Here is a 23,071-nt window from a genome sequence, read left to right on the forward strand (position 1 = left end):
CATCGGCGGGCACCTGCACGGCACGTCGCCACAGGTCGGGATGTGATCCGCGGGGCGCCGGCCCCGGTCTGGATTGAACCAGGAAACGCCCGCGGTGAATACAATGGCACGAAGCTTCTATTCCCACATCAAAGACGCATGGAAGGACCCCGACGACGGCAAACTCGGGGAATTGCAGTGGCAGCGCAAGCAGGAGTGGCGCAAACAGGGCGCGATCGAACGGATCGATCGACCGACGCGACTCGACAAGGCACGCGAACTCGGCTACAAGGCGAAACAGGGTATCATCGTCGCCCGGGTATCGGTTCGCAAAGGGACTGCCCGAAAGCAGCGACACAAGGCCGGTCGACGCTCGAAGCGCCAGGGCGTCAACCGCATCGGACGACGCAAGAACATCCAGCGCATCGGTGAGGAGCGCGTCTCTCGAAAGTACCCCAACCTGCGGGTGCTCAACAGCTACTGGGTCGGTGAAGACGGCAGCCAGAAGTGGTTCGAAGTGATCCTCGTCGATCCGGATCACCCCGCCATTCAGAACGACGACGATCTCAACTGGATCTGCAGCGACGACCATCAGAACCGCGCGTTCCGCGGACTCACCAATGCCGGGAAGGCCAACCGCGGCCTCAACAACCGCGGCAAAGGCGCCGAAAAGGTCCGTCCGTCCAACACCGGCGGTCGTGGCCGCGCCAAGTAACGACGACAGCGGACACGGCAGGCGGTTTCACGACGGTATTTTTCGGCTTCCCTCGAACCTCGAGCGGTCACCGGCGGGTACGACGGTTCAGGAGCCCACGCGACGATGGAGACGGCGTCGCCTCCTCGTTCCCGTTTGCGTGGGGCGAGAGGTGGACTTATTCCAGCAGCCGACGTATCGGCGAATATGACACGACACGTCTTAGTGGCGGTGGACGATTCGGCGCAGTCGGCTGAGGCCCTCGAGTTCGCCTGCACGGAGTATCCTGACGCGACGATCACCGGGTTGCACGTCCTCGATCCGGGTGACTTCTACGCAGTCGGCGGCATCGAGGGGACGACGATGGCAAACTACGAGGAAGTACAGAGCCACTACGAGGAGCGAGCCGAGGAGATCCTCCAGGATGCGCGTGAACGAGCGGCCGAGCACGACGTCGAGATCGACACGGATCACGTCATCGGCGGCATCTCGCGGTCGATCGTCGAGTACGCCGACGATCGGGACGTCGATCACATCATCATCGGCAGTCACGGACGAATGGGTGCGAGCCGAATTCTCCTGGGCAGCGTCGCCGAGACCGTCGCCCGTCGATCGCCGGTTCCGGTGACGATCGTCCGCTAACCGGCTGTCGGACGGAGTCGAACGAGTGCAGCCGAATAGGGAGAACAGAAACGTTAGGAACCGGATCCGGGGGTGGGCCGAAATGCGATGTGACTGCATCGATTTCACGGCGGCCGATCGGAGCCGGAGCCAGGGGCGATCAGGCTGAGACGGTCTGTCCCTCTCGCTCGGTCGAGCGCATGTCGAGATCCGCCCGCAGGGACTCGATGGCGTCCTCGGGATCGGTCTCCGAGTCGAAGACCCGGTCGAATCCCATCTTGCGGAAGAACGATCGCGTCTCCTCGAAGTCGTCCTGGCCGACGGCGAGGTTGCCTCCGATGTAGGTCGTGACGTCGAGGTCGGCCTCCGCGATCCGCTGGTGAAAGCCCTCACAGTCCTGTTTGGCGTGGCCGTAGAGTGACGAGACGAGTACAGCCTCGGCGTCGTTGGCTTCGGCGGCTTCGACGAACTCCGACTGAGAACTCTGGACTCCCAGGTTGACGACGTCGAATCCGGCTGCCGAAAGCGCCTGATCCAGGATCGTAATCCCGACGACGTGCGCATCAGAGCCGATCACACCGAGGATGACTGTCTTCGTCATGTGCGTACCACCACCGACGACCGGGACCACCATAAACCTAATGATTAATAATGTGCCAATCGTTCGCACGGTCTCCCGCTTGCGATCAGCCGGTGTGTCACCGCCGTCGGACCGCCGGTCAGATCGAGAGAAGGGACCGTTGCTCGAGCCGTCGGCTGACCGTCTCTCGAGTCGCGTCCCTTCAGACGGTCGTCAGCGCACCGACCGGTGCGTCGGTTCGCTCGCGCGCGCGGCCGATGCCGTCTTCGCCGGCCGCGATGAGTGCGAAGACGCCCGCCACGTCCGCATCGGCGGTGTGGACGATGTCTAAGAGGAGTTCCTGGGTTTCGCCCGACCGAATGAGGTCGTCGACCACGAGGACCGATTCGCCCGGATCGATTGCGGACGCGGGCAGATAGTACGTGAGTTCGATACCCGACTGGAGACGCTGGCGCGCCTCGATGAACTCCTCGACGGCGGTTTCCTTTCGCTTTTTCGCGTAGGCACACCGGACGCCGTAGTAGCTCGCGAGTGCCGCGGCGAGCGTGATCCCGTCCGTCGCGGCGGTCAGGACGACGTCCGGGCGCTCGAAATCGAAGCCGTTGGCCACGACCGACGCCGCGAGATCGAGAAACGGTTGATCGAAGACGGTCGCGGAGTTGTCGACGTATCCCTCGTGATCGACGCGGATTCGCGCATCGAGTTCCCCAGCCAACGCCTCCCGGCCGAGTTCGTCGACGACTTCTCGCGCGCGCTCGGTACCCGGAAGGACGTGTCCGTTGACGTACCGATTGAGATCGCCAGCCGGGAGCCCCGTGGTATCCGCGAGTTCGTCGTAGGTTCGGGTCTCCTTCAACATCCGCAACACGTCGACGGCCCGCAGCTGGAGGGCTGCTTTCTCGGCTCTGTTCATACAGCTATGCACGATTCCACAAATATGCCTATTTCGGTTGTCGATTCGGCGAAGGTAACGCAGATACGTGGTGTCCCCGTCGATGTCTGGCCGACCGACGACTGGCGGCGAACGCCGATAACCAATGGATCTTTCCGAGTGAGTTCGGATGGGAATTTTTAAATGTAGCTCGAGTAACTATTGCAACGTCGACATTTGCAGAGCGATTTGGAACGGCCTACTGATCGGTCATGACTGACAACAACCCCTACCGACGGCGTGAATTCCTCGGAACCGCTCTTGGGTCCGCTTTCGTCGCGACTGCCGGTTGTCTAGCGCAGTTCCGTGGCGGGACGGACACCCACAGGAAGAAGGTCCGAATTACCCTCATCAACACTCACTACGAGAACGAGACGACCACGTTCGAATTGACGGCCAAAGCACGGGACGGCGCCGTCATCTACGAAGACGAGAGAGGCGTGAGAAAGGGTCACTCGTTCACCACCGATCCGCTCCCGAACGAGATTCGCACCATCACGTACAGAACCGACACCGGCGCGGAGGGAACCGTCTCTATCCCACCGAGATCGGACTGTCCACCGGAGCCGAGCGTCCCGCGCGAGATCGAACTCTACTATCGAGAGGAACGGGAGATGGCGTACAGAGAGGAACTGCCCAGTTGTGAATAACGGCCGAAAACGGGATCGGGCTAGTCCTGCAGGAAGTCCGGTTCCGTCCGCTGCTCGTCGCGCTCGGCCTCGAGGTGAGCGCTGAACTCGTCGATTTCGACGTCGTACTCCTGGTCCTCGAAGCGATCCCGAACCGAGATGGTGCCGGCCTCTTCCTCGTTGTCGCCGACGATGATCTGGTAGGGGACGCGGTCGTCGTGGGCCGCGCGGATCTTGCGCTCTAAGGTGCTATCGCGGTCGTCGACCTCGACGCGGAAGTCGTCGAACTCGCTTGCGACCCGGTGGGCGTAGCCGAGGTTGTCGTCGGAGATCGGCAGGACGCGGATCTGTTCGGGCGCGAGCCACAGCGGGAACCGACCTTCGTAATGCTCGATGAGCATCATGAAGAACCGCTCGTAGCTACCGTACAGCGCTCGATGGATCATAACCGGGCGATGCTCCTCGTTGTCCTCGCCCACGTAGGTCAGGTCGAACCGTTCGGGCATGTTGAAGTCGAGTTGAACCGTCGGGCCGTCCCAGTCCCGCCCGATGGCGTCCTCGAACGCGAAGTCGATCTTGGGTCCGTAGAACGCGCCGTCACCCTCTTCGACCTCGTAGTCCAGCTTTCGGGCCTCGAGGACGCTTTCGAGTTGCGATTCGGCCCGCTCCCAGATTTCGTCGCTCCCGACGCTCTTTTCGGGGCGCGTGGCCAGTGCCATCTCGTACTCGAGGTCGAACGTCTCGAGCACTTCGACGATCATATCCATGATCTCCTCGACCTCGCGTTCGATCTGGTCGGGCTTGACGAAGAGGTGGCCGTCGTCGATGGTGAACGCCCAGACGCGGGAGAGCCCGGAGAGTTCGCCGCGTTGCTCCTTTCGATACACCTTCCCGTTCTCGGCGTATCGGATGGGGAGGTCGCGGTAGCTCCAGGAATGATCCTGGAAGATGGCGGCGTGGCCGGGGCAGTTCATCGGCTTCAGACCGAACTCGTCGTCGCCGACGTCGAAGATGAACATGTCGTCGGCGTAGTTCTCGTAGTGGCCCGAGCGGTGCCAGAGGTCCGTCTTGAAGACGTGGGGCGTCTCGACGTAGTCGTACCCGGCGTCCTCGTTCAGGTCGGCGACGAAGTCCTCGAGTTCCTTCAGGATCGTCTTGCCCGGCGGGTGGTACAGCGGCAATCCGGGGCCGGTGACGTCCTGAATGGAAAAGAGGTCCATCTCGTTTCCGATCCGACGGTGGTCGCGCTTTTCGGCCTCCCGTTTGCGCTCTATGAACGCCTCCAGATCGCTCTCGTCTTCGAACGCCGTGCCGTAGATGCGCGTCTGCATCGGGTTCTCCTCGTCGCCCCGCCAGTAGGCGCCGGCGATCTCGAGCAGTTCGATCGCCCCGATCTCACCCGTCGAATCGACGTGAGGGCCGGCACAGAGGTCCTCCCACTCGCCCTGACTGTAGAACGTGACCGTGTCGGCCTCCTCGGCGAACTCCTCGAGCAACTCGAGTTTGTACGGTTCGTCGGCCAGGCGCTGCTCCGCCTCGTCGATCGAGACCTCCTCGCGCTCGATCTCGTAGTCCTCGGCGATGATGTCCTCCATTTCGCGCTCGAGGTCGGCGAGATCGTCCTCGTCGACGTCGAGGTTGTCGAAGTCGTAGTAAAAGCCCTCGTCCGTTGGCGGACCGATGGCGAGGTCGACGTCGTCGTAGTGCCGGCAGACGGCCTGTGCGAGGCAGTGGGCCGCGGAGTGGCGCATGACCTCAAGGTACTCCGCCGAGCCGTCGGTGACGATCTCGAGTTCGGCGCCGTCGTAGACGGGTTGTTCTTTGGCGACGAGGTCGCCGTCGAGTTTGCCGGCGACCGTGTCGCTGCCGAGACCGGGGCCGATCTCGTACGCGCAGTCTTCGACCGTCGCGTCCGCGTCGACTGCGAGTTCCGAGCCGTCCGGCAGTACGACCGCTATCTGCTCCTGTGAATCTGGTTCTGACATGGCTGTGGATGTGGTGAAAGGTCCGGTTGCGCGTCCGCGCGTCCCGCACACTGGTCGACGGGTGCCGACGCAATACGCGGTAGGTGGGAATTAAAAACGGGCAAACGCCCCTGTAAAGCGGACACCTACCATCTGTGGCTACGGGTAGTCTCGAGCGGGATAAAAGCGTTGTGATGGGCTGCGGTCCGGTGACGGCGTCGGTACTCGAGCGGCGCCTGGGTCCGGCCCCAGAGACGGGGACGGAGGTCACGATCGGGAGTGAAGCACTCTCTCCGCGGCCCGCGAATAGTTCAGACGTCGGGACTATCGTCAATAGAACAACTAATGAGTGCCGAGACGAGAGGTGCAGGTAATGATTCTCGGAGGGGTCCTCCCGGATAGGCCCATCGTCTCTGCGCTCGTCATCGTCGTCGCGACCGGCTTCATCTGGTTCGGGAGCGGCTGGCTCGAAGAATCCGCCGAACAGCTCTCGGCGTACTACGGATTGCCGGCGGTCGTCCAGGGATCGATCGTCGTCGCCGTGGGCTCGAGTTTCCCGGAGTTAGCGGCCGTCGTGTTCACGGCGATCGACGGCACGTTCAACATGGGTATCGGCGCGATCGTCGGCTCCGCGATATTCAATATCCTCGTGATTCCGGCGCTGTCCGGCATCGTGACCGACGGCGAACTGGATACGAATCGGACCATCGTCTACAAGGAGGCACAGTTCTACATGATCGCCGTCTCCGCGCTCGTCGTCACCCTCGCGCTCGCCGTCATCTACGTCCCCGATCCCGACGGTCCCGAACTCTCGGGCACGCTCACGCGTCCGCTGGCGTTGCTGCCGCTTCTGCTGTACGGCCTCTATCTCTTCATCCAGTGGCAGGACGTCAGCGACCACGACGCCGAGGGGATCACGGACGGAATCGACATCGGTCGCGAGTGGGGAAAGCTCGCCGTCGGCCTCGTCGTCATCCTCGTCGCGGTCGAACAACTGGTCGGGAGCGTCGAATCGCTCAGCCACACGGTCGGCATTCCGGCGTTCCTCGCCGGGGTGACCATCATCGCGGCGGCGACGAGCCTCCCGGACACGCTCGTGAGCGTGCGGTCCGCACAGACCGGCAAGGGGATTACGAGTATCGGAAACGTCCTCGGATCGAACACGTTCGACCTCCTGGTAGCGATTCCGATCGGCGTGCTCATCGCCGAGTCCGCCACCGTGGACTTCGCGGCGGCCGTCCCGATGCTCGGCGTGTTGACGCTCGCGACCGTCCTGCTGTTCTCGTTTCTGCGCACCGATCTCTCGATCACCGACCTCGAGTCCTACGTGCTACTTCTGGCCTACGGGCTGTTCGTCGCGTGGATGATCGCCGAATCCGCGGGCCTCACAGAGCTGATCAAGGGAACCTGATTTCCGATCGAGACGGCCAGAATCCAGCAGAAACCGCCTATCGATATCCGACAGTCGACGCGCGGGCTCGAGAGACGGGAACGGGCTACCGGTTCTCGAGCAACTCGCTCGCGGTCACCAGGGATTCCATCTCGAGACCCGCGTCCTCGACGTTCTCCCGGCCGCCCTCCTCGCGGTCGACGACGACGAGGGCGCGCTCGACGGTCGCGCCGGCGTCCCTGAGCGCCTCGACGGCTTCGACGAGGCTCGTTCCCGTCGTGACGATGTCCTCGACGACGACGACCGCCTCGCCCTCGGCGAGGCGGCCCTCGATCAGGTTGCCGGTGCCGTACTCCTTGCGTTGCTTGCGCGCGATGACGTACGGAACGTCGGCGGCGACGCTGGTCGCGGCCGCGAGCGGGACGCCGCCGAGTGCGACGCCACCGAGTTTGTCGTCCGCGTCGAGCCTGTCGGCGAAGGCCTCGGCGATCAGTTCGAGGCAGTCGGGGTCGGTCTCGAAGAGATACTTGTCGACGTAGTACTCGCTGGTGCCGCCGTGTGAGAGTTCGAATTCGCCGAACTGAACGGCGTCGGCCGCCCGGAGGGCGTCGATGAGGTCCCGGTTCGTCATGCTCGAGAGAGCGCGCCCGACCGAAATAAGCGGTGTGGAACGGAACGCGCGGACCGGCGGACGTGAGCCGACGATCGGCTCGGGACTCCACGCATCCGCGCTCCTCGGGAAGGTCCTGCCGGACGTATGTTTTTTATCCCCGCCAACAAGTGTGGTGTATGATGACACCAGACAGTGCGGCCGAACCACATCCCGACGTGCAAGCGTTTCTCGAGCTATACGAGTCCCTCGACGCGCCGTCGTTCGACGAGGTGTCGCCCGACGAGGCCCGTCGGATGTTCGACGAGATGCGCGTCGGGGGGGAGCCGGACGTCGAACTCGAATCCGTCGAAGATCGGGCCATCGACGGCCCGCACGGCGACCTGCCGATACGGATCTACGATCCTGGAACCGACGGTGACGACCGGCCGCTGCTCCTCTACATCCACGGCGGCGGCTGGGTCATCGGTAGCGTCGAGACACACGACGGCACCTGCCGAAAGCTGGCGGCCGATTCGGGCTATCCCGTCGTCAGCGTCGACTACGGGCTCGCACCCGAACATCCCTTCCCGGAGGGGCTCGAGGACTGTTATGCCGCCCTCGAGTGGGCGGCCGATGCCGCACCCGATCTGGACGCGGATCCGGATCGGATCGTCGTCGCGGGGGACAGCGCCGGCGGGAACCTCGCGGCCGGGCTGTCGCTGCTCGCGCGGGATCGCGGCGGCCCCGAAATCGCCCATCAGCTGCTGATCTACCCCAGTACCGGCAGGGCGGAGCAAACCGAGGCCTACGAGGAGAACGGCGAAGGCTACTTCCTCACGAAAGCCGAGATGGAGTGGTTCCGCGGTCACCGATACGACTCCGAGTTCGATCAGGGGAACGTCTACGCGATGCCCCAGCTCGCCCACGACCTCTCGGATCTCCCGCCGGCGACGATCATCACGGCCGGCTTCGACCCGCTACGCGACGACGGGGCGAACCTCGCCGAGCGACTCGAAGAAGACGGCGTCCCGGTCGAGTACCACCACTACGACGACGTGATCCACGGCTTCTTCAACATGATCTCCGAGCCAGTGAATCTCGAGCGGGCCCACGAGGCCTACGACGACGCCGTCGCGGATCTGCATGCAGCGTTCGACTGAGCCTGGATCGACGACTGCACAGTGACCGTCCTGGCTCGCCATCCGACGATGAGACAGGTGACGGAAGTCGGTTTCCCGACCGCGAGGCGACTACCACGGTTCGTTTTTCAGCCCGAGTTTGTACGCGATCATATTCGTCGTCACGTGGAGGATCGGCGTGATGACGACAACGACGAAGAGTACCTCGAGCGTGAACCAGGTGATGAACCACTCGAACGCCAGCAGAGCGGTCAGGAGGAGCGAGACGACGACGAAGTCCAGTTGGTCGACGCCGGGGAACATCGCGCCGCGCTGGCGGCCGGTGCGGCGCTTGAGGAACGAGGCGAGGATGTCGCCGAGCATCGCGCCGCCGGCGAGACCGACCGCCGCGAGCGGCGTGAACTCGGGGACCGCAAAGCCGAGTGCGTCACGGACGCCGGGCGCGAGGACGGTGAGGATCGCCGCGAGCGCCACGCCCGCGAGGATTCCCATCGCCGTCCCGCGCCAGGTCTTTCCGTCGCCCAGCACCCGCCTGTCCCCCCACGTCCGGCCGCCGTCGATCGGTCGGCCACCGCCTGCCAGCACCGCCGCGTTGTTGGGGACGTAGGCCGGTAACATCGCCCAGAACGCGATCACGACTGTCTCGAGTACTGCCATATTCGCCCGGACGAACCGGTGTGTCTTAACCGCCGGTGGTTTGTCCCAGCCCGACGGTGCGTTTCATAAACGTCGAGGGGACGCGTTTTTGCCCACCCTATACACACAATCTGTTTCTACCATACACGAAAAACTTTTATCTCTTCTGATGGACGGTTCGATAGAGGCCCTGTTACCATGCCCCAGGACGTTTTCGACGAACGCGAGTACGACCGTCGAGTCGACAGGACGAGAGAGCGATTGCGCGAGGAGGACCTCGATGCCATCGTCGTCGCCGATCCGGCGAACATGAACTACCTGACGGGGTACGACGGCTGGTCGTTTTACGTCCACCAGGCCGTCGTCGTCACTCCCGACCGCGACGAGCCCGTCTGGATCGGACGCGAGATGGACGCCAACGGCGCACGAGCGACGACTCACCTCGCGGAGGAGAGCATCCGCGCGTACAGCGACGACCACGTCCACTCCCCCCACGACCTCCACCCGATGGACTACGTCGCGGGCATCCTCGACGAACTGGACGTCGCCGACGGCCGGATCGGACTCGAGATGGACGCCGCTTACTTCACCGCGAAGTCGTACACGCGTCTGCAGGAGAACCTTCCGGCGGCCGAATTCGAGGACGCGACGCTGCTTGTCGGCTGGGTTCGGATCAAGAAATCCGAGCGGGAACTCGAGTACATGCGCGAAGCCGCCCGGATCTCGGAGAACGCCATGCGAGCCGGCCTGGACGCGATCGAGGCCGGGGTGCCGGAGTACGAGGCCGCCGCGGCGATCTACGACGCGCTGATCACCGGCACCGACGAGTACGGCGGGGACTATCCCTCTATCGTCCCGCTCATGCCCTCCGGCGATCACACGGGGACGCCGCACCTGACGTGGACCGACCGGCCGTTCGAGGACGGCGACCCCGTCATCATCGAACTCTCCGGCTGTCGCCACCGATACCACTCCCCGCTCGCGCGGACGACGTTCGTCGGCGATCCGCCCGCGGAACTCGAGCGCACCGCCGATATCGTCGTCGAAGGACTGGAGGCCGCGCTCGACGCCGCCGAACCCGGCGTCACGTGCGAATCCGTCGAGACGGCCTGGCGCGAGACGATCGCACAGTACGGCCTCGAGAAAGAGGACCGAATCGGGTATTCGATGGGACTCGGGTATCCGCCGGACTGGGGCGAACACACCGCGAGCCTCCGGCCCGGGGACGAAACGGTGCTCGAAGAAGACATGACGTTCCACATGATCCCTGGCATCTGGACGGACGAGATCGGCATGGAGATCAGCGAGACGTTCCACGTCACCCGCGACGGGGCGGAGACGCTGGCCGATTTCCCGCGTCGGCTGTTCACCGCGTGACCGCGCGCGACTCACACCCGACGTCGACCGCCGCGTTTCCGACCGCCCCGTCCGACCGCCCCGTCCGACCGCCCCGTCCGACCGACCATATCGACCCCGCGCGACCCCAATGAAAATAAACGCACCCACCCAAGTTCGATGACGATGACACCAGTGACGGAGACCGAAACGGAAGAGGAACTCGACTCGGCACTGATCACGGCGCGACGACAACTCGAGCGCGCGGCGACGCACGTCGACGTCGATCCCGGCGTCGTCGAGCGCCTGAAGCACCCGACCCGGGTCCAGCAGGTATCGGTCCCGCTCGAGCGCGACGACGGCGATGTAGAGGTTTTCACCGGCTATCGGGCCCAGCACGACGACGTTCGCGGCCCGTACAAGGGCGGGCTTCGGTACCACCCCGACGTGACCAGCGACGAGTGTGTCGGCCTCTCGATGTGGATGACCTGGAAGTGCGCGGTGCTCGACCTCCCCTTCGGCGGCGCGAAAGGCGGCGTCACCGTCGATCCGAAGGAACTGACCACCGACGAGACCGAACGGCTCACCCGCCGGTTCGCCGAGGAACTGCGCGACGTCGTCGGTCCGACGAAGGACGTCCCCGCGCCGGACATGGGAACCGACGCCCAGACGATGGCCTGGTTCATGGACGCCTACTCGATGCAGCAAGGCGAGACGATACCCGGCGTCGTCACCGGAAAGCCGCCGGTCATCGGCGGCTCCTACGGCCGCGAGGAAGCCCCCGGTCGTTCGACCGCGATCGTCGTGCGCGAGGCCGTAGACTACTACGAGGGCGACCTGTCCGATACCACGGTCGCCGTGCAGGGATTCGGGAGCGTCGGCGCGAACGCCGCCCGCCTACTCGAGGACTGGGGCGCGACGGTCGTCTCCGTCAGCGACGTCAACGGCGCGATTTACGACCCCGACGGCCTCGAGACGCACGCGATCCCGACCCACGACGAGGAACCCGAAGCCGTCCTCCAGCAAGACGCGCCGGAAACGCTATCCAACGAAGAGATCCTCGAACTCGACGTCGACGTTCTCGTGCCGGCGGCCGTCGGCAACGTCATCACCGCGGACAACGCCGACGCCATCGAAGCGGACATCGTCGTCGAGGGCGCCAACGGCCCGACGACGTTCGCGGCGGACGCTATTCTCGAGGAACGGAACGTGCCGGTGGTTCCCGACATCCTCGCGAACGCGGGCGGCGTGACCGTCTCGTACTTCGAGTGGCTGCAGGACATCAACCGCCGGCAGTGGAAACTCGAGCGCGTCAACGAGGAACTCGAGACCCACATGCTCGAGGCGTGGGATCACGTCCGTGCGGTGGTCGACGAAGAGGGGCTGACGTGGCGGGACGCAGCCTACGTCGTGGCGCTGTCCCGGATCGCCGAGGCGAAGGAGGCGCGCGGACTCTGGCCGTGACGTTCTCGCGGAACGGCCACCGTGGGCACCGGTACCGGTCATCGACGTCGCAGACCGCGCGCTGTAGATACCAGCGATCGGCGTCGCAAACCGCGTGCCGCGGATGCCGGTGATCGGTGCGAAGAGAACAGAAGACCTCATCACGGAGCAGTCAGAAAGTTGTACCATGGCGTCGTGGAAGCGGGTCTTCGCGAGCGGACTCATCCTCATCGGGCCGATACTCGTGACGCTGTATGCGATCTATCGATTCTACGCGATTATAACCGGTGTGACGCCGATATTCCTGTTCGACGAGGAGATGCTGAGCGGATTGATCGGCCACGAGACGACGCGATTGCTGGTCGCCCGCGTCATCCGCGTCGTCGTTTCCCTGAGCTTCTTCTGTCTGGTGACGTTCGTGATCGGCACCCTGATGCGAACGACGATCGGTGACGTCTTCTCCAGAGGCATCGATCGAATCGCGAACGGCCTCCCCGGACTCCGTGTCGTCTACAACGCCTCGAAGGTCGCCGCCGAGACCACGCTCGGCGAGGAACAGGCGCTCCAGGAACCCGTCAAGGTCACGAGTTGGGACGAAAAGCAGATGACGGCCTTCAAGACCGGAAACGTCACCGAGGACGGGCGAGAGGTCCTGTTCATTCCCACGGCACCGAACTTCACGTCCGGGTTCGTCGTCGAGGCGGAACCCGAACGCGTCATCGAGACCGGCGAACGGGTCGAAGAGGCGCTCGCGCGCGTTCTGAGTGGTGGTTTCGGCCACGACGAGGATCAGAACGGACCGGGTTCGACCGTGCCGCTGAACACGTCGAAGGATCGATCGACGGACGAGACGTAAGTCGAGAGCGGCCGACTACCGCGACAGCGCGGCCGCGACCGTCTCGATCGGGTGCGGCGGTTCACCACGCTCCGCACGATCGGACAACTGCGACCGACAGGAGGCCCCCGGTGCGACGACGCGGTCGCCGTCGCTCTCCTCGATCTGTTCGAAGAGGACCGCGCCGATCGCCCGGCTCAGCGAGTAGTGTTCGGCCTCGTAGCCGAAGCTGCCGGCCATCCCACAGCAGCCCGAATCGAGCGCGTCCACCTCGTACCCGACTGCTCGCAGGACCGCGACCGCGTGGCCGTCCTTCGCGGTCGCCTTCTGATGGCAGTGGCCGTGGTAGGTGAGCCGTTCGTCTCCCTCGTCGGTCGGGAGCCCGGCAGCCAGATCGAACCGGTCTAGATACTCCATGACGCCGTAGGCGTTCGCCGCGATCCGCTCTACGTCACGGCCGTCGAGAAGGTCGAGGTAGTCGGACTGGAACATGACCGCGTCCGACGGTTCGACCAGGACGACGTCCCGGCCATCCTCGACCGTCGGGATCAACGCCTCGACGTTCGTCCGGGCGCGTTCGCGCGCGAGATCGAGGAACCCCTTCGAATGGGCCGGTCGGCCGGTCGCCGTCACGCCGTCGGGAATCTCGACGCGGACGCCCGCCGTCTCGAGGACCTGAACGGCCGCCTTCCCCGCTCGAGGGTGGTTGTAGTTCGTGGACGTATCGGGGACGAGCAGGACCGTCCGGTCGGCGTCCGCGAGCGACACGCGGGATCCGCCGCGGCGTTCGAACCACGCTTCGAAGCTCTCGCGTGCGAAGGTCGGGAACTCCCGTTCGCGCGCGATGCCGACCGTCTTCTCGGCGACGAGACCGGCGCCGGGAAGCGAGGCGGCCCAGTTCGAGAGCGGCGCGAGCGCGGAGCCGACCGCGTTCAGCCGGTCGACGTTCGCGAACAGTCGATCGCGGAGGGGCGCGCCGTTTTCCCGGTGATTCGCGTGTTCGACCTCGGCTTTGAGCTTGGCCATGTCGACCTCGCTCGGGCAATCCCGCGCACAGCCCTTGCAGCCGATACAGAGGTCCATCACCTCGGCGACGAACTCCGGGTCGGCGGCGTCGGCATCGAGTTCGCCGTTCATCGCGCTCCGGAGCATATTTGCGCGTCCCCGAGTGCTCAGACTCTCCTCGTCGGCCGCGCGGTAGGTCGGACACATCACGCCGCCGGTGGTCTCCTGAGAGCCCCGACAGCCGCCGCAGCCGTGACAGAGTTCGACCATGCCCTGCAACCCGTTGTCGACGTCCCACTCGAGGGCGGATTCGAATCCCGCGTCGAACTCGTAGCCCGGTGAGTATCGGAGGTGCGCCGTCATGTCGTGGTCGCCACAGACGGTTCCCGGATTGAGGAGCCAGTCCGGATCGAACGCCGATTTCAGGTCCCGAAAGAGCGACCAGACGGACTCGCCGTAGAGTTTTCGGTTCCACTGGGTTCGAGCGCGTCCGTCGCCGTGTTCGCCCGAGACCGAGCCGCCGTAGCGGACGACGAGATCGGTAACGGCGTCCGAGATCGCCTCGAACTGGGTCAGCCCGGCCGGACTCTTGGTGTCGACCAGCGGCCGCATGTGCATACAGCCCGGTCCCGCGTGAGCGTAGAAGCTCGCGAACGTGTCGTTGTCCGCGAGGACCTCCTGGAAGTCGTCGACGTAGTCAGCGAGGTTCTCCGTCGGAACGGCCGTGTCCTCGATGAACGAGATGTGCTTTGCGTCGGAGGTCCGAGAGAGGAGGATCGGCGCGGCGCTCTTGCGGAGCTTCCAGAGTTCGGCCCGTTCGTCGGAGTCGTAGGCCTCGAGGGCGTCGAACGCGTGGACGGGGTCGGCCGCGTCGGGTTCGGTGGGCCCATCGGAATCGACAGATTCGTCGGGGTCGACCGTCGGATCCGCACCGACCGCCCCGGCCCCGCCGTTCGGTGCCGGCGACCGCGACGGCGGGAGCCGATCCGCGAGCAGTGCCCGGATCTGTTCCCGGGCGTCGCTCTCGGCGTCGGCGTAAACCTCCACGAGCAGCGCCGTCTCCGTCCCGTCGGGGAGGTTCGCCGCGACGTCGGCGAACTCCTCGGTATCGCGAGCGAGGTCGAGCAACACGTCGTCGATCGCTTCGACGGCCGCGGGGTCGTGCCTGCGAACGATGGTGTCGACGTCGGCCATCGCCTCGCGCAGGTCGTGGTAGGTGAGCAGGGCGACGGCCTTCGTCTCCGGAACGGGCTCGAGCGAGACGGTGGCCTCCGTGATGACGCCGAGGGTCCCCTCGCTGCCGGCGAGGACGCGAGCGAGATTGACGGTCGCGTCGGGATCGGGGTCGGTCGCGACCGAGCCGGCAGTAGACTCGTCGAACGCGTCGGGATCTCCGTAGGCTTCCCCGACCAGTCGATCGAGGTTGTAGCCGGAGACGTTGCGCTTCAACTGGGGGAAGACGTCGCGGATCGCGTCGGCCTCCTCGTCGACGACCCGGCGAAGGGCCTCGTAGATGCGCTCGAGGGGGTCGCCGTCCGGGTCGGCCGTCTCGCGGAGGTCGGCGACGGTCACCTCGCCGAAGCGCTTGACGGAGCCGTCGGCGAGGACGACCTCGCACTCCTCGACGTACGCGTCGGTCTTGCCGTACTGCAGCGAGTGGGCGCCGGTCGAATTGTTGCCGATCGCGCCGCCGATCGTGCTGCGATTCCCCGCCGCTGGGTCCGGCGCGAACTTCAGGCCGTGGGACTCGAGTGCACCGTTCAGGTCCGCGAGGACGGTGCCCGCCTGGACCGTCGCGCGGCGCTCCTCGGGTGCGACGGAGAGCAGGCCGTCCATGTGTGCGGTAAAGTCGAGGACGACGGCCTCGTTGACCGCCTGACCGGCGAGGCTCGTGCCGCCGCCCCGCGGGAGGATCGGAATCCCGGTCTCGGCACAGTATTCGACGACGCTGGCCACGTCCGCGGTCGAGCGCGGCAGGACGACGCCGACGGGCGTCACCTCGTACGCGCTCGCGTCGGTCGCGTACAGTCGCCGGCTGTACTCGTCGAATCGGACCTCGCCGTCGATGCGTTCGTCGAGCGCCGCGACGAGCGCCGGGCGGTCCACGTCGCCGCCGACGTAGTCGTAATCGGCCCGCGGGTCCGCCGCCGGATCGGTCGTGGAACGCGAGTTGTCGGTGGCCATCGGTCTCAACTCGAGTCGGGTCGGATCACGGCGTTCTCGAGGTCGCCGCCGGTCTCGAGGGCGTCGACGTTCGCGGCGACGATGTCGGCCAACCGGTCCCAGTGTTTCGGCGTGTGGCCGCCGGTGTGGGGAGTGATCAGGCAGTTCTCGAGATTCCAGAGCGGGTGGTCGGCGGGGAGCGGTTCGGGATCGGTGACGTCGAGGGCGGCCCCGCGGATCCCTTCGGACTGGAGCGCCTCGACGAGCGCGTCGGTGTCGACGATCCCGCCGCGGGCCGCGTTGACGACGACCGCGGTCGGCGGGAGCGTGGCGAGTTCCGCCTCGCCGACGAGTCCGCGAGTTAGATCGGTAAGCGGGCACGCGAGGACGACGTAGTCGCTCCGGGCGAAGGCGTCGTGGACGTCCTCCTCACCGAAGCCGAGGACCTCGTCGGTCGGCCCGCCTTTGTCGGGCGTGTAGCGGATGCCGATCGTCTCGACCTCGAAGCCCGCGAGGCGCTGGGAGATTTCCCGTCCGATCGACCCGAGGCCGACGATCGTGACGGTGCTGTCGGTGAACTCGAACGACTGGAAGTGACGCCACTCGCGGCGTTCCGATCGGCGCCACCCCTCGTGCAGACGGCGCGCGAACACGAGCATGTTTCCGATGGACTGTTCGGCGATGCCGGGCGCGTGGATTCCGCCGGCGTTCGTCACGGCGACGCCGCGGTCCGCCAGCGCGTCCATCGGCACGTGGTCCGTTCCGGCGAACGTACAGGCGAACAGCTCGAGCCGATTCGCGATCTCGAGGAGGTCCTCGTCGATCGAAATCCCGGTCACGACCCGCGCGTTTCGGACGAGCTCGCGTTCCGCCGTCGGCGTCCGAGCGAGCGCGACCGCGTGATCCGACAGTCGTTCGCGCAGTGTTTCGGCGTACGACTCCATCGACAGCCCTTCCGTTCCCTCTCTGAGAACGACGATATCTGGGTTCGTGTCCATATCGGTGACTCCCGCGCATCCGTGGCGCGTCTCGTAGTCTACCGTACGATTACCATCGGGTCCCTTATCCTTTTTGTGTACACATCGTCAACAACAACTGTGTATAGTTAAGGTGGTGGCTCGCGTTAGCGCCACACATGTCCGAACCGATTCAGGATCGACTCGTCACGGTTCGACGTCGCTTCCACCGCCATCCCGAGCCCGCGTGGCGCGAGTACCTCACCACCGCTCGGCTCGTCGAGGAGATACGAGGGATCGGCGTCGACGAACTCGCCGTCGGACCGAACGCCTACGACCCGGCCGACAGGATGGCCGTCCCCGACGAGGACACGGAGCCGTGGCTCGAGCGCGCCCGCGAACGCGGTGCGGACGAAGCGGTGCTCGAGCGCGTCGCCGGCGGCACCACCGGCGCGATCGCCACCCTCGAGCGCGGCGAGGGGCCGGCGATCGGCCTGCGCGTCGACATCGACGGGCTGTTCATCGAAGAATCGGCCGACGCGGAACACGCACCTGCCGCCGAGGGCTTTCGCTCGGAGATCGACGGGACGATGCACGCCTGCGGCCACGATGCGCACATGACGTGGGGGCTGGCCGCGCTCGAGGCGATCGCCGAGAGCGACTTTTCCGGCCGGCTAGTCGTCTTCTTCCAGCCGGCCGAGGAGACGGGTGGCGGCGGCTGCCCGATGGCGAAAAGCGAGTACGCGGCCGACCTGGACTACCTGCTCGCGATCCACGTCGGGCTCGATCACCCGACCGGCGAGGTCGTCGCCGGCATCGAGAAGCCGCTCGCGATGTGCCACGTCGACGCGACGATCGAGGGGACCTCCGCGCACGCGGGGAAGGCGCCGAACGAGGGGGACAACGCCATGCACGCGATGGGGACCGCGATCGAGACCGCCTACGGCATCCCGCGACACAGCGACGGGATGACCCGCGTGAACGTCGGAAAAGCCGAGGCGGGTACCGCGAGCAACGTCGTCGCCGAGGAGGCCCACATGGAGTGTGAAGCCCGCGGCGAGACCACCGAGCTGATGGAGTACATGAAGCGGCGGCTCGAACGCGCGGTGCGATCGGCAGCGACGATGCACGGGTGCACGGCCGAGGTCGACGTCGTCAGCGAGTCGCCGCGCGCGGACAGCGATCCCGCGCTTCGAGAGATCGTCGGCGAGGTCGCGAGCGGCGTCGCCGGCATCGAGCGCGTGGTGCCGGCCGCGGACTTCGGGGCGAGCGAGGACGCGACGTTCCTGATGGAGCGCGTCCAGAACGATGGCGGACTGGCGACGTACGTGATCGTCGGCACGGATCACCCGACGAGCCACCACACGCCGACGTTCGACGTCGACGAGGAGAGCCTCGAGCACGGCGTCTCGGTCCTCGTCGAGACGATTCGGGAACTCGAGCGGCGGCATCCGGTCTCGCGCAGCGAGGAGGAGGGATGAGCAGGGGGCGCGAGGACCTCGTTTCTCTCGCGGACGTCGAGGCGGCTCGAGAGCGCATCGCGGACGTCGTCCACCGGACGCCACTCGATACGTCCCGGACGTTCGCCGAGATGAGCGGCGCGGCGTCGGTCGGCCTCAAACTCGAGAACGTCCAGCGGACGGGTTCGTTCAAGATCCGCGGCGCGTACAACAAGATGGCCCAGCTCTCGACCGCGGAGCGCGACGCGGGGGTCATCGCCTCGAGCGCGGGCAACCACGCCCAGGGAGTGGCGCTGGCCGGCGACCTGCTCGACGTCGAGACGACGATCGTCGTCCCCGAGGTCACCCCGGCCGCGAAGATCGAGGCGACCCGCAGCTACGGCGCCGAAGTCGTCGTCCAGGGCGACATCTACGAGCGTTCCTACGAGTACGCCATAGAGCGGGCCGATGAGACCGGAGCGACGTTCGTCCACCCCTTCGACGACGAGGCGATCGTCGCCGGCCAGGGGACGATCGGGCTCGAGTTGCTCGAGCAGTATCCCGACCTCGACACCGTGCTGGTGGCGATCGGCGGCGGCGGACTCGTCGCCGGAATCGGAACGGTTCTCGACGCCGCCGAGCGCGGCATTCGGGTCATCGGAGTGCAGCCGGACGGGGCGTCGCACGCGAAACCGTCGCTCGAGGCCGGCGAGATCCGCGAACTCGCGGACGTCGACACCGTCGCGGAGGGGATCGCCGACACCCGGATGCTCGAGACGACCTTCGAGATCGCTCGCGAGGTCGTCGACGACGTGGTGAGCGTCGGCGACCGCGAAATCGCCGCGGCGGTGACCCTGCTGGCCGAACGGGCGAAGACGATCGCGGAGAGCGCCGGCGCAGCCCCCCTCGCCGCCGCGTTGTCCGACGAGATCGACCTCGAGGGAGAGACCGTCGCCGTCGTGATTTCCGGCGGGAACGTAAACCTCACCGAACACGCGGAACTGACGCGGACCGGACTCCACGAACTCGAGCGCTACGCCGAGGCCCGCCTCGCGCTCGCGGACTGGCCGACGGCCGTCGGCGACGTGGTCGAGACGGTCGAGTCGCAGGGTGCCGAATTGGACGTTCTCGAGCGCGCCCGCTACACCGCGGTCGATCACCCGAATCGAACGCCCGTGACGCTCGGACTCGCGGGAAGCGGCCCGGCGCATCTCGACGGGGTCCTCGAGGCGCTGGAAGCGCTCGAAGGAGTTTCCGTCGTCGACCGATCGCTCGAGATCGAGTAACTGTGCCGGGAGTAGCCCCGGCACAGGGAAGCGGGTGAGTGGCGCCGTTATTCCTCGGAGAACGGACGGGAACGTCCTCCCGCGAGCATCGGATGGAGTAACGCACGCACGCCGAATCGGTGAAACGATATTCGTTTACGAGGCCTGCCAGAGACGAGAGCCACCCGAGCGATGCGCCGGGGGAAAAACGAAAATTGATCGCGGGTACTCGGAACGTCTACGCGACCGTCGGACTCGCACCGACCGCCTCGATCGCTTCGAGGAAGACGCCGATCCCGAGTTCGATCTCGCGCTCGGTCGAATCCAGCGGCGGGAGCAACCGGATCGTCTTCTTCCCGCACCCGAGCGTCAGGAGGCCGCGCTCGAGGGCGCTCTGGACGACCGCGGTTCGCCGCGCCGGCGTATCGAACTCGACCGCGAGCATCAGGCCCTTGCCGCGAACGTCCTGGACGAACTCCGGCGCGTCGTCTGCGAGGAGTTGTTTGGCCTGCTCGCCGCGACGGGTCGCGTTGTCGAGCAGGTCGTACTCGTCGATGGCCTCGAGCGTGAACGCGCCCATCATCGACCCGAGCAGGTCGCCGCCGCCGAAGGTCGACCCGAGGCGATTCTTCTCGTCCGGGAAGACCTCGGAGCGGGAGATCGTGGCGCCGACGCGCAGGGCCTTCGCGCTGGCGATGACGTCGGGTTCGATCGGATAGTGGTCGGCCGCCCAGATCTCGCCGGTGCGCCCGATGCCGGCCTGAATCTCGTCGACGATCAGCGGGATGTCGTAGGTGTCGGTGACGTCCGCGACCTCCTGCATGAACGCCTCGCTGGGGAAGCGGTATCCGCCGACGCCCTGGATCGGCTCGAGGGTGAGGAAGGCGATCTCGTCGGGGTCGACGTAGCCGCCTTCGGGCGCGAGCATGGACCGCAATTGCGAGCCGTCGCCCGCGAAGAAGCCGCAGTCGCAGCTCTCGGCGTCACAGCCCCGGTCGTCGCAGAAGGGGACCGTCTCGATCCCGCTGATTTCGGGGTAGTGACGGGTGTAGACCTCCTTGGACTTCGTGATCGAGAGCGTCCCGAGCGTGCGGCCGTGAAAGCTCCCGGAAAAGGCCACCCCGTACTTCGAGGGGGCGCGGTAATCGCTCGTAATCTTCATCGCGTTCTCCATCGCCTCCGCGCCGGAGTTCGAGAGGAAGACGGTGTCCATTCCGTACTGACTCGAGACCTCGGTCAGCTTCTCCATGAGGTGGCTCGAGCCGGGGACGTCGGCTTCTTTCGGGTCCGGACCGGCGCCGAAGTAGAGGTCCTGTCCGGCGATCTTCATCGGCTCGACGAGGTCGAACTCCCGGACGTTTCCGAGGATCTTCTCGTTGTTGTACCCGAGCGGCGCGGCGCCGATGTGGCACGTAAAATCGAGCAACACGTTGCCGTCGACGTCGGTGACGAACGGTCCGTCGGCTTCCCGTGTGACGTCCCAGACGAACTCGTGGGAGTACTCGCTGGGCGCCGAGTACTCCTGATGGAAGTCGACCCACCGCTGCGCGTTCGGACCCGGAAGCGCGTCCGCGTCGGGTTCGGCCGTGTCCCTATCCATACACAGTTTATGTGTACCTCATACATTAAAACTTGTTATGGGCTGTCGATGGAGCCGCGAAAAAACCGGACAGCATGACGGCCGAAGCGAACGGCCAGCGGAGATGGGCGGCGGACAGGTCAGTCGTCGTCCGATTCGACGGGACCGCCGGGACCGGCCGGCGATTCGGACTCGGTCGCCGTACTCGAGCCGACGAGGACGGTTTCGTCCTGAAGGAGCACCCGACCGTAGTTCGACCCGAAGTCCTTGATCAGGGCGAGCATCGAGAGGAAACAGATGAACGCGAAGGGCGTCCCCGTGATGATCGCGGCCTGCTGGAGCGTGTTCGCGCTCCCCGTGCCGCCGAGGATCATCAGAATCGCCGCGGTCATACCGAGGACGACGCCCCAGAAGATCCGGTTGATGGTCGACGGACGGGCTTTACCGCCGGTCGTCATCATCGAGACCGCAAGCGTCGAGGAGTCCGCGGACGTGACGAAGAACGTCGTCACGAGGATCATGAACGCCAGCATGAAGACAGTTCCCATGGGGAACGCCTCGAACAGGATGAAGCCGGAGACCTCAGCACCGGCCTCGCCCGCGATCACCGCACCGAAGTCGGCGACACCGTTGTGGTGGGCCCACACGGAAGTCCCACCGACGAACGTGAACCACGGGATGGTGGCGGCGGACGTCGCGACGATTCCGGTGAAGGCCACCTCACGGACGGTGCGTCCCTTGGAAATGCGGGCGATGAACAGACCCGCGAACGGGGACCACGAGAGCGCCCAGGCCCAGTAGAAGACGGTCCAGGCGTTCATCCAGCTCGTGGCCTCGGAATTCCCCGCGCCCATCGGTCCCGCTCCGGTAAAGAGGCTCATCGAGACGAAGTCGGAGATCATCCCGCCGAAGGCCTGCGTGCCGAGCAGAATGAGAAACAGCGTCGGGCCGACGATGAACGTCGCGAACATGAGGATAACGAAGAGGACCATGTTGAAGTTCGACAACCGGCGGATCCCCTTGTTCACCCCGAGCACCATCGAGGTCGTAAACAGCAGCGTCATCATCGTCACCACGAGGAGGATACCGATGTTCCCCATGCTGATATTCCACTGGTACTCGAGGCCGGTGACGAACTGGCTCCCGATGAAACCGAGCGAGGTCGCGACGCCACCGATCGTCGCGAAGACGGCGAGGATGTCGACGACCTTCGCGAACGGACCGTCGAGGTTGTCAGCACCGATGATCGGCGTCAGCGCCGACGAGACTCGCAGCGGGACGTTCTCGTAGTTGTACGCGAAGTACCCGATCGCGATCCCCATTATCGTAAACACTGCGAGCTGGGGAAGCGCCCAGTGGAACAGCGTCTGCTGGACGGCGATCGTCATCGCCTCGGCCGATCCGCCCTCGACACCCTCGAACAGCGGTGACGGATTGGCGTAATAGAACAACGCCTCTGTCGGACCCCAGAAGACGACCCCCGCCGCGAAACCTGCCGAGTACAGCATCGCGAAGAACGAAAGGAAACTGTACTCGGGCGACTCGTCGCCCATCCTGATCGACCCCCACGGGCCGACGATCAGGAACAACAGAAAGACGACGATCAGGAACACGATCAACAACAGTGCCCAATTGAACGCCCCGAGCAGTTGATCGTTCAGCGACGAGATCCCTTTCTCGACGGTGCTCGGGCTGATGAAGAACGCCGCGATCACGCCGACTGTGAGCAACGCTCCGAACAGGAAGACCGTCGTATCGATCTCCTCGCGGAATTCGTCGACCATCCCCTTCTCGGCGCCGCTCATGGTCTCACCTCCCGAATCGGACGTCCGCTGGGTGATTGTCTGTGCCTCCACCTGCCATTCGCCATGCTGCGTGATGGCATACCGAGATCAT

At 65.5% G+C, this 23,071-nt stretch carries 19 protein-coding genes; 10 read left to right on the plus strand and 9 right to left on the minus strand.

The window, feature by feature from the left end:
- Positions 1–103 precede the first annotated feature (103 nt).
- Both NJT13_RS07715 and NJT13_RS07720 read left to right on the plus strand, forming a co-directional pair.
- Complete coding sequence (locus tag NJT13_RS07715; protein WP_254524977.1) at positions 104–694, plus strand: 50S ribosomal protein L15e; 591 nt, start codon at positions 104–106, stop codon at positions 692–694.
- Positions 695–880: 186 nt separating this feature from the next.
- Positions 881–1,315, plus strand: coding sequence for a universal stress protein (locus tag NJT13_RS07720; RefSeq protein ID WP_254524978.1), 435 nt, complete (start codon positions 881–883; stop codon positions 1,313–1,315).
- A 139-nt stretch (positions 1,316–1,454) separates the two neighbouring features.
- On the opposite strand, the gene glmS is transcribed toward NJT13_RS07720, so the two are convergent.
- Together glmS and NJT13_RS07730 are read right to left on the minus strand one after the other, a co-directional pair.
- Positions 1,455–1,895 carry a methylaspartate mutase subunit S gene (glmS, locus tag NJT13_RS07725; RefSeq protein ID WP_254524979.1) on the minus strand — a complete coding sequence of 147 codons (441 nt, stop codon included), beginning with the start codon at positions 1,893–1,895 and terminating at the stop codon, positions 1,455–1,457.
- 181 nt (positions 1,896–2,076) lie between these two features.
- Positions 2,077–2,787 carry a phosphoribosyltransferase family protein gene (locus NJT13_RS07730; protein WP_254524980.1) on the minus strand — a complete coding sequence of 237 codons (711 nt, stop codon included), beginning with the start codon at positions 2,785–2,787 and terminating at the stop codon, positions 2,077–2,079.
- 230 nt (positions 2,788–3,017) lie between these two features.
- On the opposite strand from NJT13_RS07730, the gene NJT13_RS07735 reads away from it, so the two are divergent.
- Positions 3,018–3,455: a hypothetical protein gene (locus tag NJT13_RS07735; RefSeq protein WP_254524981.1), complete on the plus strand. Its 438-nt coding sequence runs from the start codon at positions 3,018–3,020 to the stop codon at positions 3,453–3,455.
- A 20-nt stretch (positions 3,456–3,475) separates the two neighbouring features.
- On the opposite strand, the gene thrS is transcribed toward NJT13_RS07735, so the two are convergent.
- Complete coding sequence (gene thrS / locus NJT13_RS07740) at positions 3,476–5,419, minus strand: threonine--tRNA ligase (RefSeq protein WP_254524982.1); 1,944 nt, start codon at positions 5,417–5,419, stop codon at positions 3,476–3,478.
- A 352-nt stretch (positions 5,420–5,771) separates the two neighbouring features.
- Here thrS and NJT13_RS07745 point away from each other — a divergent pair, with 352 nt between their 5' ends.
- Positions 5,772–6,809, plus strand: a complete 1,038-nt coding sequence (locus NJT13_RS07745) for a sodium:calcium antiporter (protein WP_254524983.1) — start codon at positions 5,772–5,774, stop codon at positions 6,807–6,809.
- Between the two features lie 85 nt (positions 6,810–6,894).
- Here NJT13_RS07745 and pyrE read toward each other — a convergent pair whose 3' ends face one another.
- Complete coding sequence (pyrE, locus tag NJT13_RS07750) at positions 6,895–7,419, minus strand: orotate phosphoribosyltransferase (protein ID WP_254524984.1); 525 nt, start codon at positions 7,417–7,419, stop codon at positions 6,895–6,897.
- A 161-nt stretch (positions 7,420–7,580) separates the two neighbouring features.
- Here pyrE and NJT13_RS07755 point away from each other — a divergent pair, with 161 nt between their 5' ends.
- The gene (locus tag NJT13_RS07755; protein ID WP_254525422.1) at positions 7,581–8,540 is read left to right on the plus strand and encodes an alpha/beta hydrolase; all 960 of its coding nucleotides are present in this window, start codon (positions 7,581–7,583) and stop codon (positions 8,538–8,540) included.
- A 90-nt stretch (positions 8,541–8,630) separates the two neighbouring features.
- On the opposite strand, the gene NJT13_RS07760 is transcribed toward NJT13_RS07755, so the two are convergent.
- Positions 8,631–9,176 carry a CDP-2,3-bis-(O-geranylgeranyl)-sn-glycerol synthase gene (locus tag NJT13_RS07760; protein ID WP_254524985.1) on the minus strand — a complete coding sequence of 182 codons (546 nt, stop codon included), beginning with the start codon at positions 9,174–9,176 and terminating at the stop codon, positions 8,631–8,633.
- A gap of 177 nt (positions 9,177–9,353) precedes the next feature.
- On the opposite strand from NJT13_RS07760, the gene NJT13_RS07765 reads away from it, so the two are divergent.
- The 3 genes from NJT13_RS07765 (at position 9,354) to NJT13_RS07775 (ending at position 12,789) form a co-directional block, all read left to right on the plus strand.
- Positions 9,354–10,532, plus strand: a complete 1,179-nt coding sequence (locus tag NJT13_RS07765; RefSeq protein ID WP_254524986.1) for a M24 family metallopeptidase — start codon at positions 9,354–9,356, stop codon at positions 10,530–10,532.
- Positions 10,533–10,670: 138 nt separating this feature from the next.
- Positions 10,671–11,954, plus strand: coding sequence for a glutamate dehydrogenase GdhB (gene gdhB, locus NJT13_RS07770; protein WP_254524987.1), 1,284 nt, complete (start codon positions 10,671–10,673; stop codon positions 11,952–11,954).
- Between the two features lie 166 nt (positions 11,955–12,120).
- A complete protein-coding gene (locus NJT13_RS07775; RefSeq protein ID WP_254524988.1) occupies positions 12,121–12,789 on the plus strand; it encodes a DUF502 domain-containing protein in 669 nt (222 codons plus the stop codon).
- A gap of 15 nt (positions 12,790–12,804) precedes the next feature.
- Here the strand turns inward: NJT13_RS07775 and NJT13_RS07780 are convergent, their stop codons facing one another.
- Entirely contained in the window at positions 12,805–15,957 is a 3,153-nt protein-coding gene (locus tag NJT13_RS07780) for an FAD-binding and (Fe-S)-binding domain-containing protein (RefSeq protein ID WP_254524989.1), read from the minus strand.
- A gap of 5 nt (positions 15,958–15,962) precedes the next feature.
- Entirely contained in the window at positions 15,963–16,934 is a 972-nt protein-coding gene (locus NJT13_RS07785; RefSeq protein WP_254524990.1) for an NAD(P)-dependent oxidoreductase, read from the minus strand.
- A 137-nt stretch (positions 16,935–17,071) separates the two neighbouring features.
- On the opposite strand from NJT13_RS07785, the gene NJT13_RS07790 reads away from it, so the two are divergent.
- Positions 17,072–18,373, plus strand: coding sequence for an amidohydrolase (locus NJT13_RS07790; protein ID WP_254524991.1), 1,302 nt, complete (start codon positions 17,072–17,074; stop codon positions 18,371–18,373).
- Entirely contained in the window at positions 18,370–19,617 is a 1,248-nt protein-coding gene (ilvA, locus tag NJT13_RS07795) for a threonine ammonia-lyase (RefSeq protein ID WP_254524992.1), read from the plus strand. The genes NJT13_RS07790 and ilvA overlap by 4 nt, the downstream gene beginning before the upstream one ends.
- 217 nt (positions 19,618–19,834) lie before the next feature.
- Here ilvA and NJT13_RS07800 read toward each other — a convergent pair whose 3' ends face one another.
- On the minus strand, positions 19,835–21,196 hold the full coding sequence (locus NJT13_RS07800) for an aminotransferase class III-fold pyridoxal phosphate-dependent enzyme (RefSeq protein WP_254524993.1): 1,362 nt from the start codon (positions 21,194–21,196) through the stop codon (positions 19,835–19,837).
- Between the two features lie 119 nt (positions 21,197–21,315).
- The gene (locus tag NJT13_RS07805) at positions 21,316–22,980 is read right to left on the minus strand and encodes a BCCT family transporter (protein ID WP_254524994.1); all 1,665 of its coding nucleotides are present in this window, start codon (positions 22,978–22,980) and stop codon (positions 21,316–21,318) included.
- Positions 22,981–23,071: the final 91 nt, after the last annotated feature.

The organism is Natrinema caseinilyticum (assembly GCF_024227435.1).
Lineage (GTDB): Archaea > Halobacteriota > Halobacteria > Halobacteriales > Natrialbaceae > Natrinema > Natrinema caseinilyticum.

Bases quoted from the DNA above. Each gene is read 5' to 3' on its own strand.
- NJT13_RS07715 (WP_254524977.1), top strand. From the start codon at position 104: ATGGCACGAAGCTTCTATTCCCACATCAAAGACGCATGGAAGGACCCC.
- NJT13_RS07720 (WP_254524978.1), top strand. From the start codon at position 881: ATGACACGACACGTCTTAGTGGCGGTGGACGATTCGGCGCAGTCGGCT.
- glmS (WP_254524979.1), bottom strand. From the start codon at position 1,895: ATGACGAAGACAGTCATCCTCGGTGTGATCGGCTCTGATGCGCACGTC.
- NJT13_RS07730 (WP_254524980.1), bottom strand. From the start codon at position 2,787: ATGAACAGAGCCGAGAAAGCAGCCCTCCAGCTGCGGGCCGTCGACGTG.
- NJT13_RS07735 (WP_254524981.1), top strand. From the start codon at position 3,018: ATGACTGACAACAACCCCTACCGACGGCGTGAATTCCTCGGAACCGCT.
- thrS (WP_254524982.1), bottom strand. From the start codon at position 5,419: ATGTCAGAACCAGATTCACAGGAGCAGATAGCGGTCGTACTGCCGGAC.
- NJT13_RS07745 (WP_254524983.1), top strand. From the start codon at position 5,772: ATGATTCTCGGAGGGGTCCTCCCGGATAGGCCCATCGTCTCTGCGCTC.
- pyrE (WP_254524984.1), bottom strand. From the start codon at position 7,419: ATGACGAACCGGGACCTCATCGACGCCCTCCGGGCGGCCGACGCCGTT.
- NJT13_RS07755 (WP_254525422.1), top strand. From the start codon at position 7,581: ATGACACCAGACAGTGCGGCCGAACCACATCCCGACGTGCAAGCGTTT.
- NJT13_RS07760 (WP_254524985.1), bottom strand. From the start codon at position 9,176: ATGGCAGTACTCGAGACAGTCGTGATCGCGTTCTGGGCGATGTTACCG.
- NJT13_RS07765 (WP_254524986.1), top strand. From the start codon at position 9,354: ATGCCCCAGGACGTTTTCGACGAACGCGAGTACGACCGTCGAGTCGAC.
- gdhB (WP_254524987.1), top strand. From the start codon at position 10,671: ATGACGATGACACCAGTGACGGAGACCGAAACGGAAGAGGAACTCGAC.
- NJT13_RS07775 (WP_254524988.1), top strand. From the start codon at position 12,121: ATGGCGTCGTGGAAGCGGGTCTTCGCGAGCGGACTCATCCTCATCGGG.
- NJT13_RS07780 (WP_254524989.1), bottom strand. From the start codon at position 15,957: ATGGCCACCGACAACTCGCGTTCCACGACCGATCCGGCGGCGGACCCG.
- NJT13_RS07785 (WP_254524990.1), bottom strand. From the start codon at position 16,934: ATGGACACGAACCCAGATATCGTCGTTCTCAGAGAGGGAACGGAAGGG.
- NJT13_RS07790 (WP_254524991.1), top strand. From the start codon at position 17,072: ATGTCCGAACCGATTCAGGATCGACTCGTCACGGTTCGACGTCGCTTC.
- ilvA (WP_254524992.1), top strand. From the start codon at position 18,370: ATGAGCAGGGGGCGCGAGGACCTCGTTTCTCTCGCGGACGTCGAGGCG.
- NJT13_RS07800 (WP_254524993.1), bottom strand. From the start codon at position 21,196: ATGGATAGGGACACGGCCGAACCCGACGCGGACGCGCTTCCGGGTCCG.
- NJT13_RS07805 (WP_254524994.1), bottom strand. From the start codon at position 22,980: ATGAGCGGCGCCGAGAAGGGGATGGTCGACGAATTCCGCGAGGAGATC.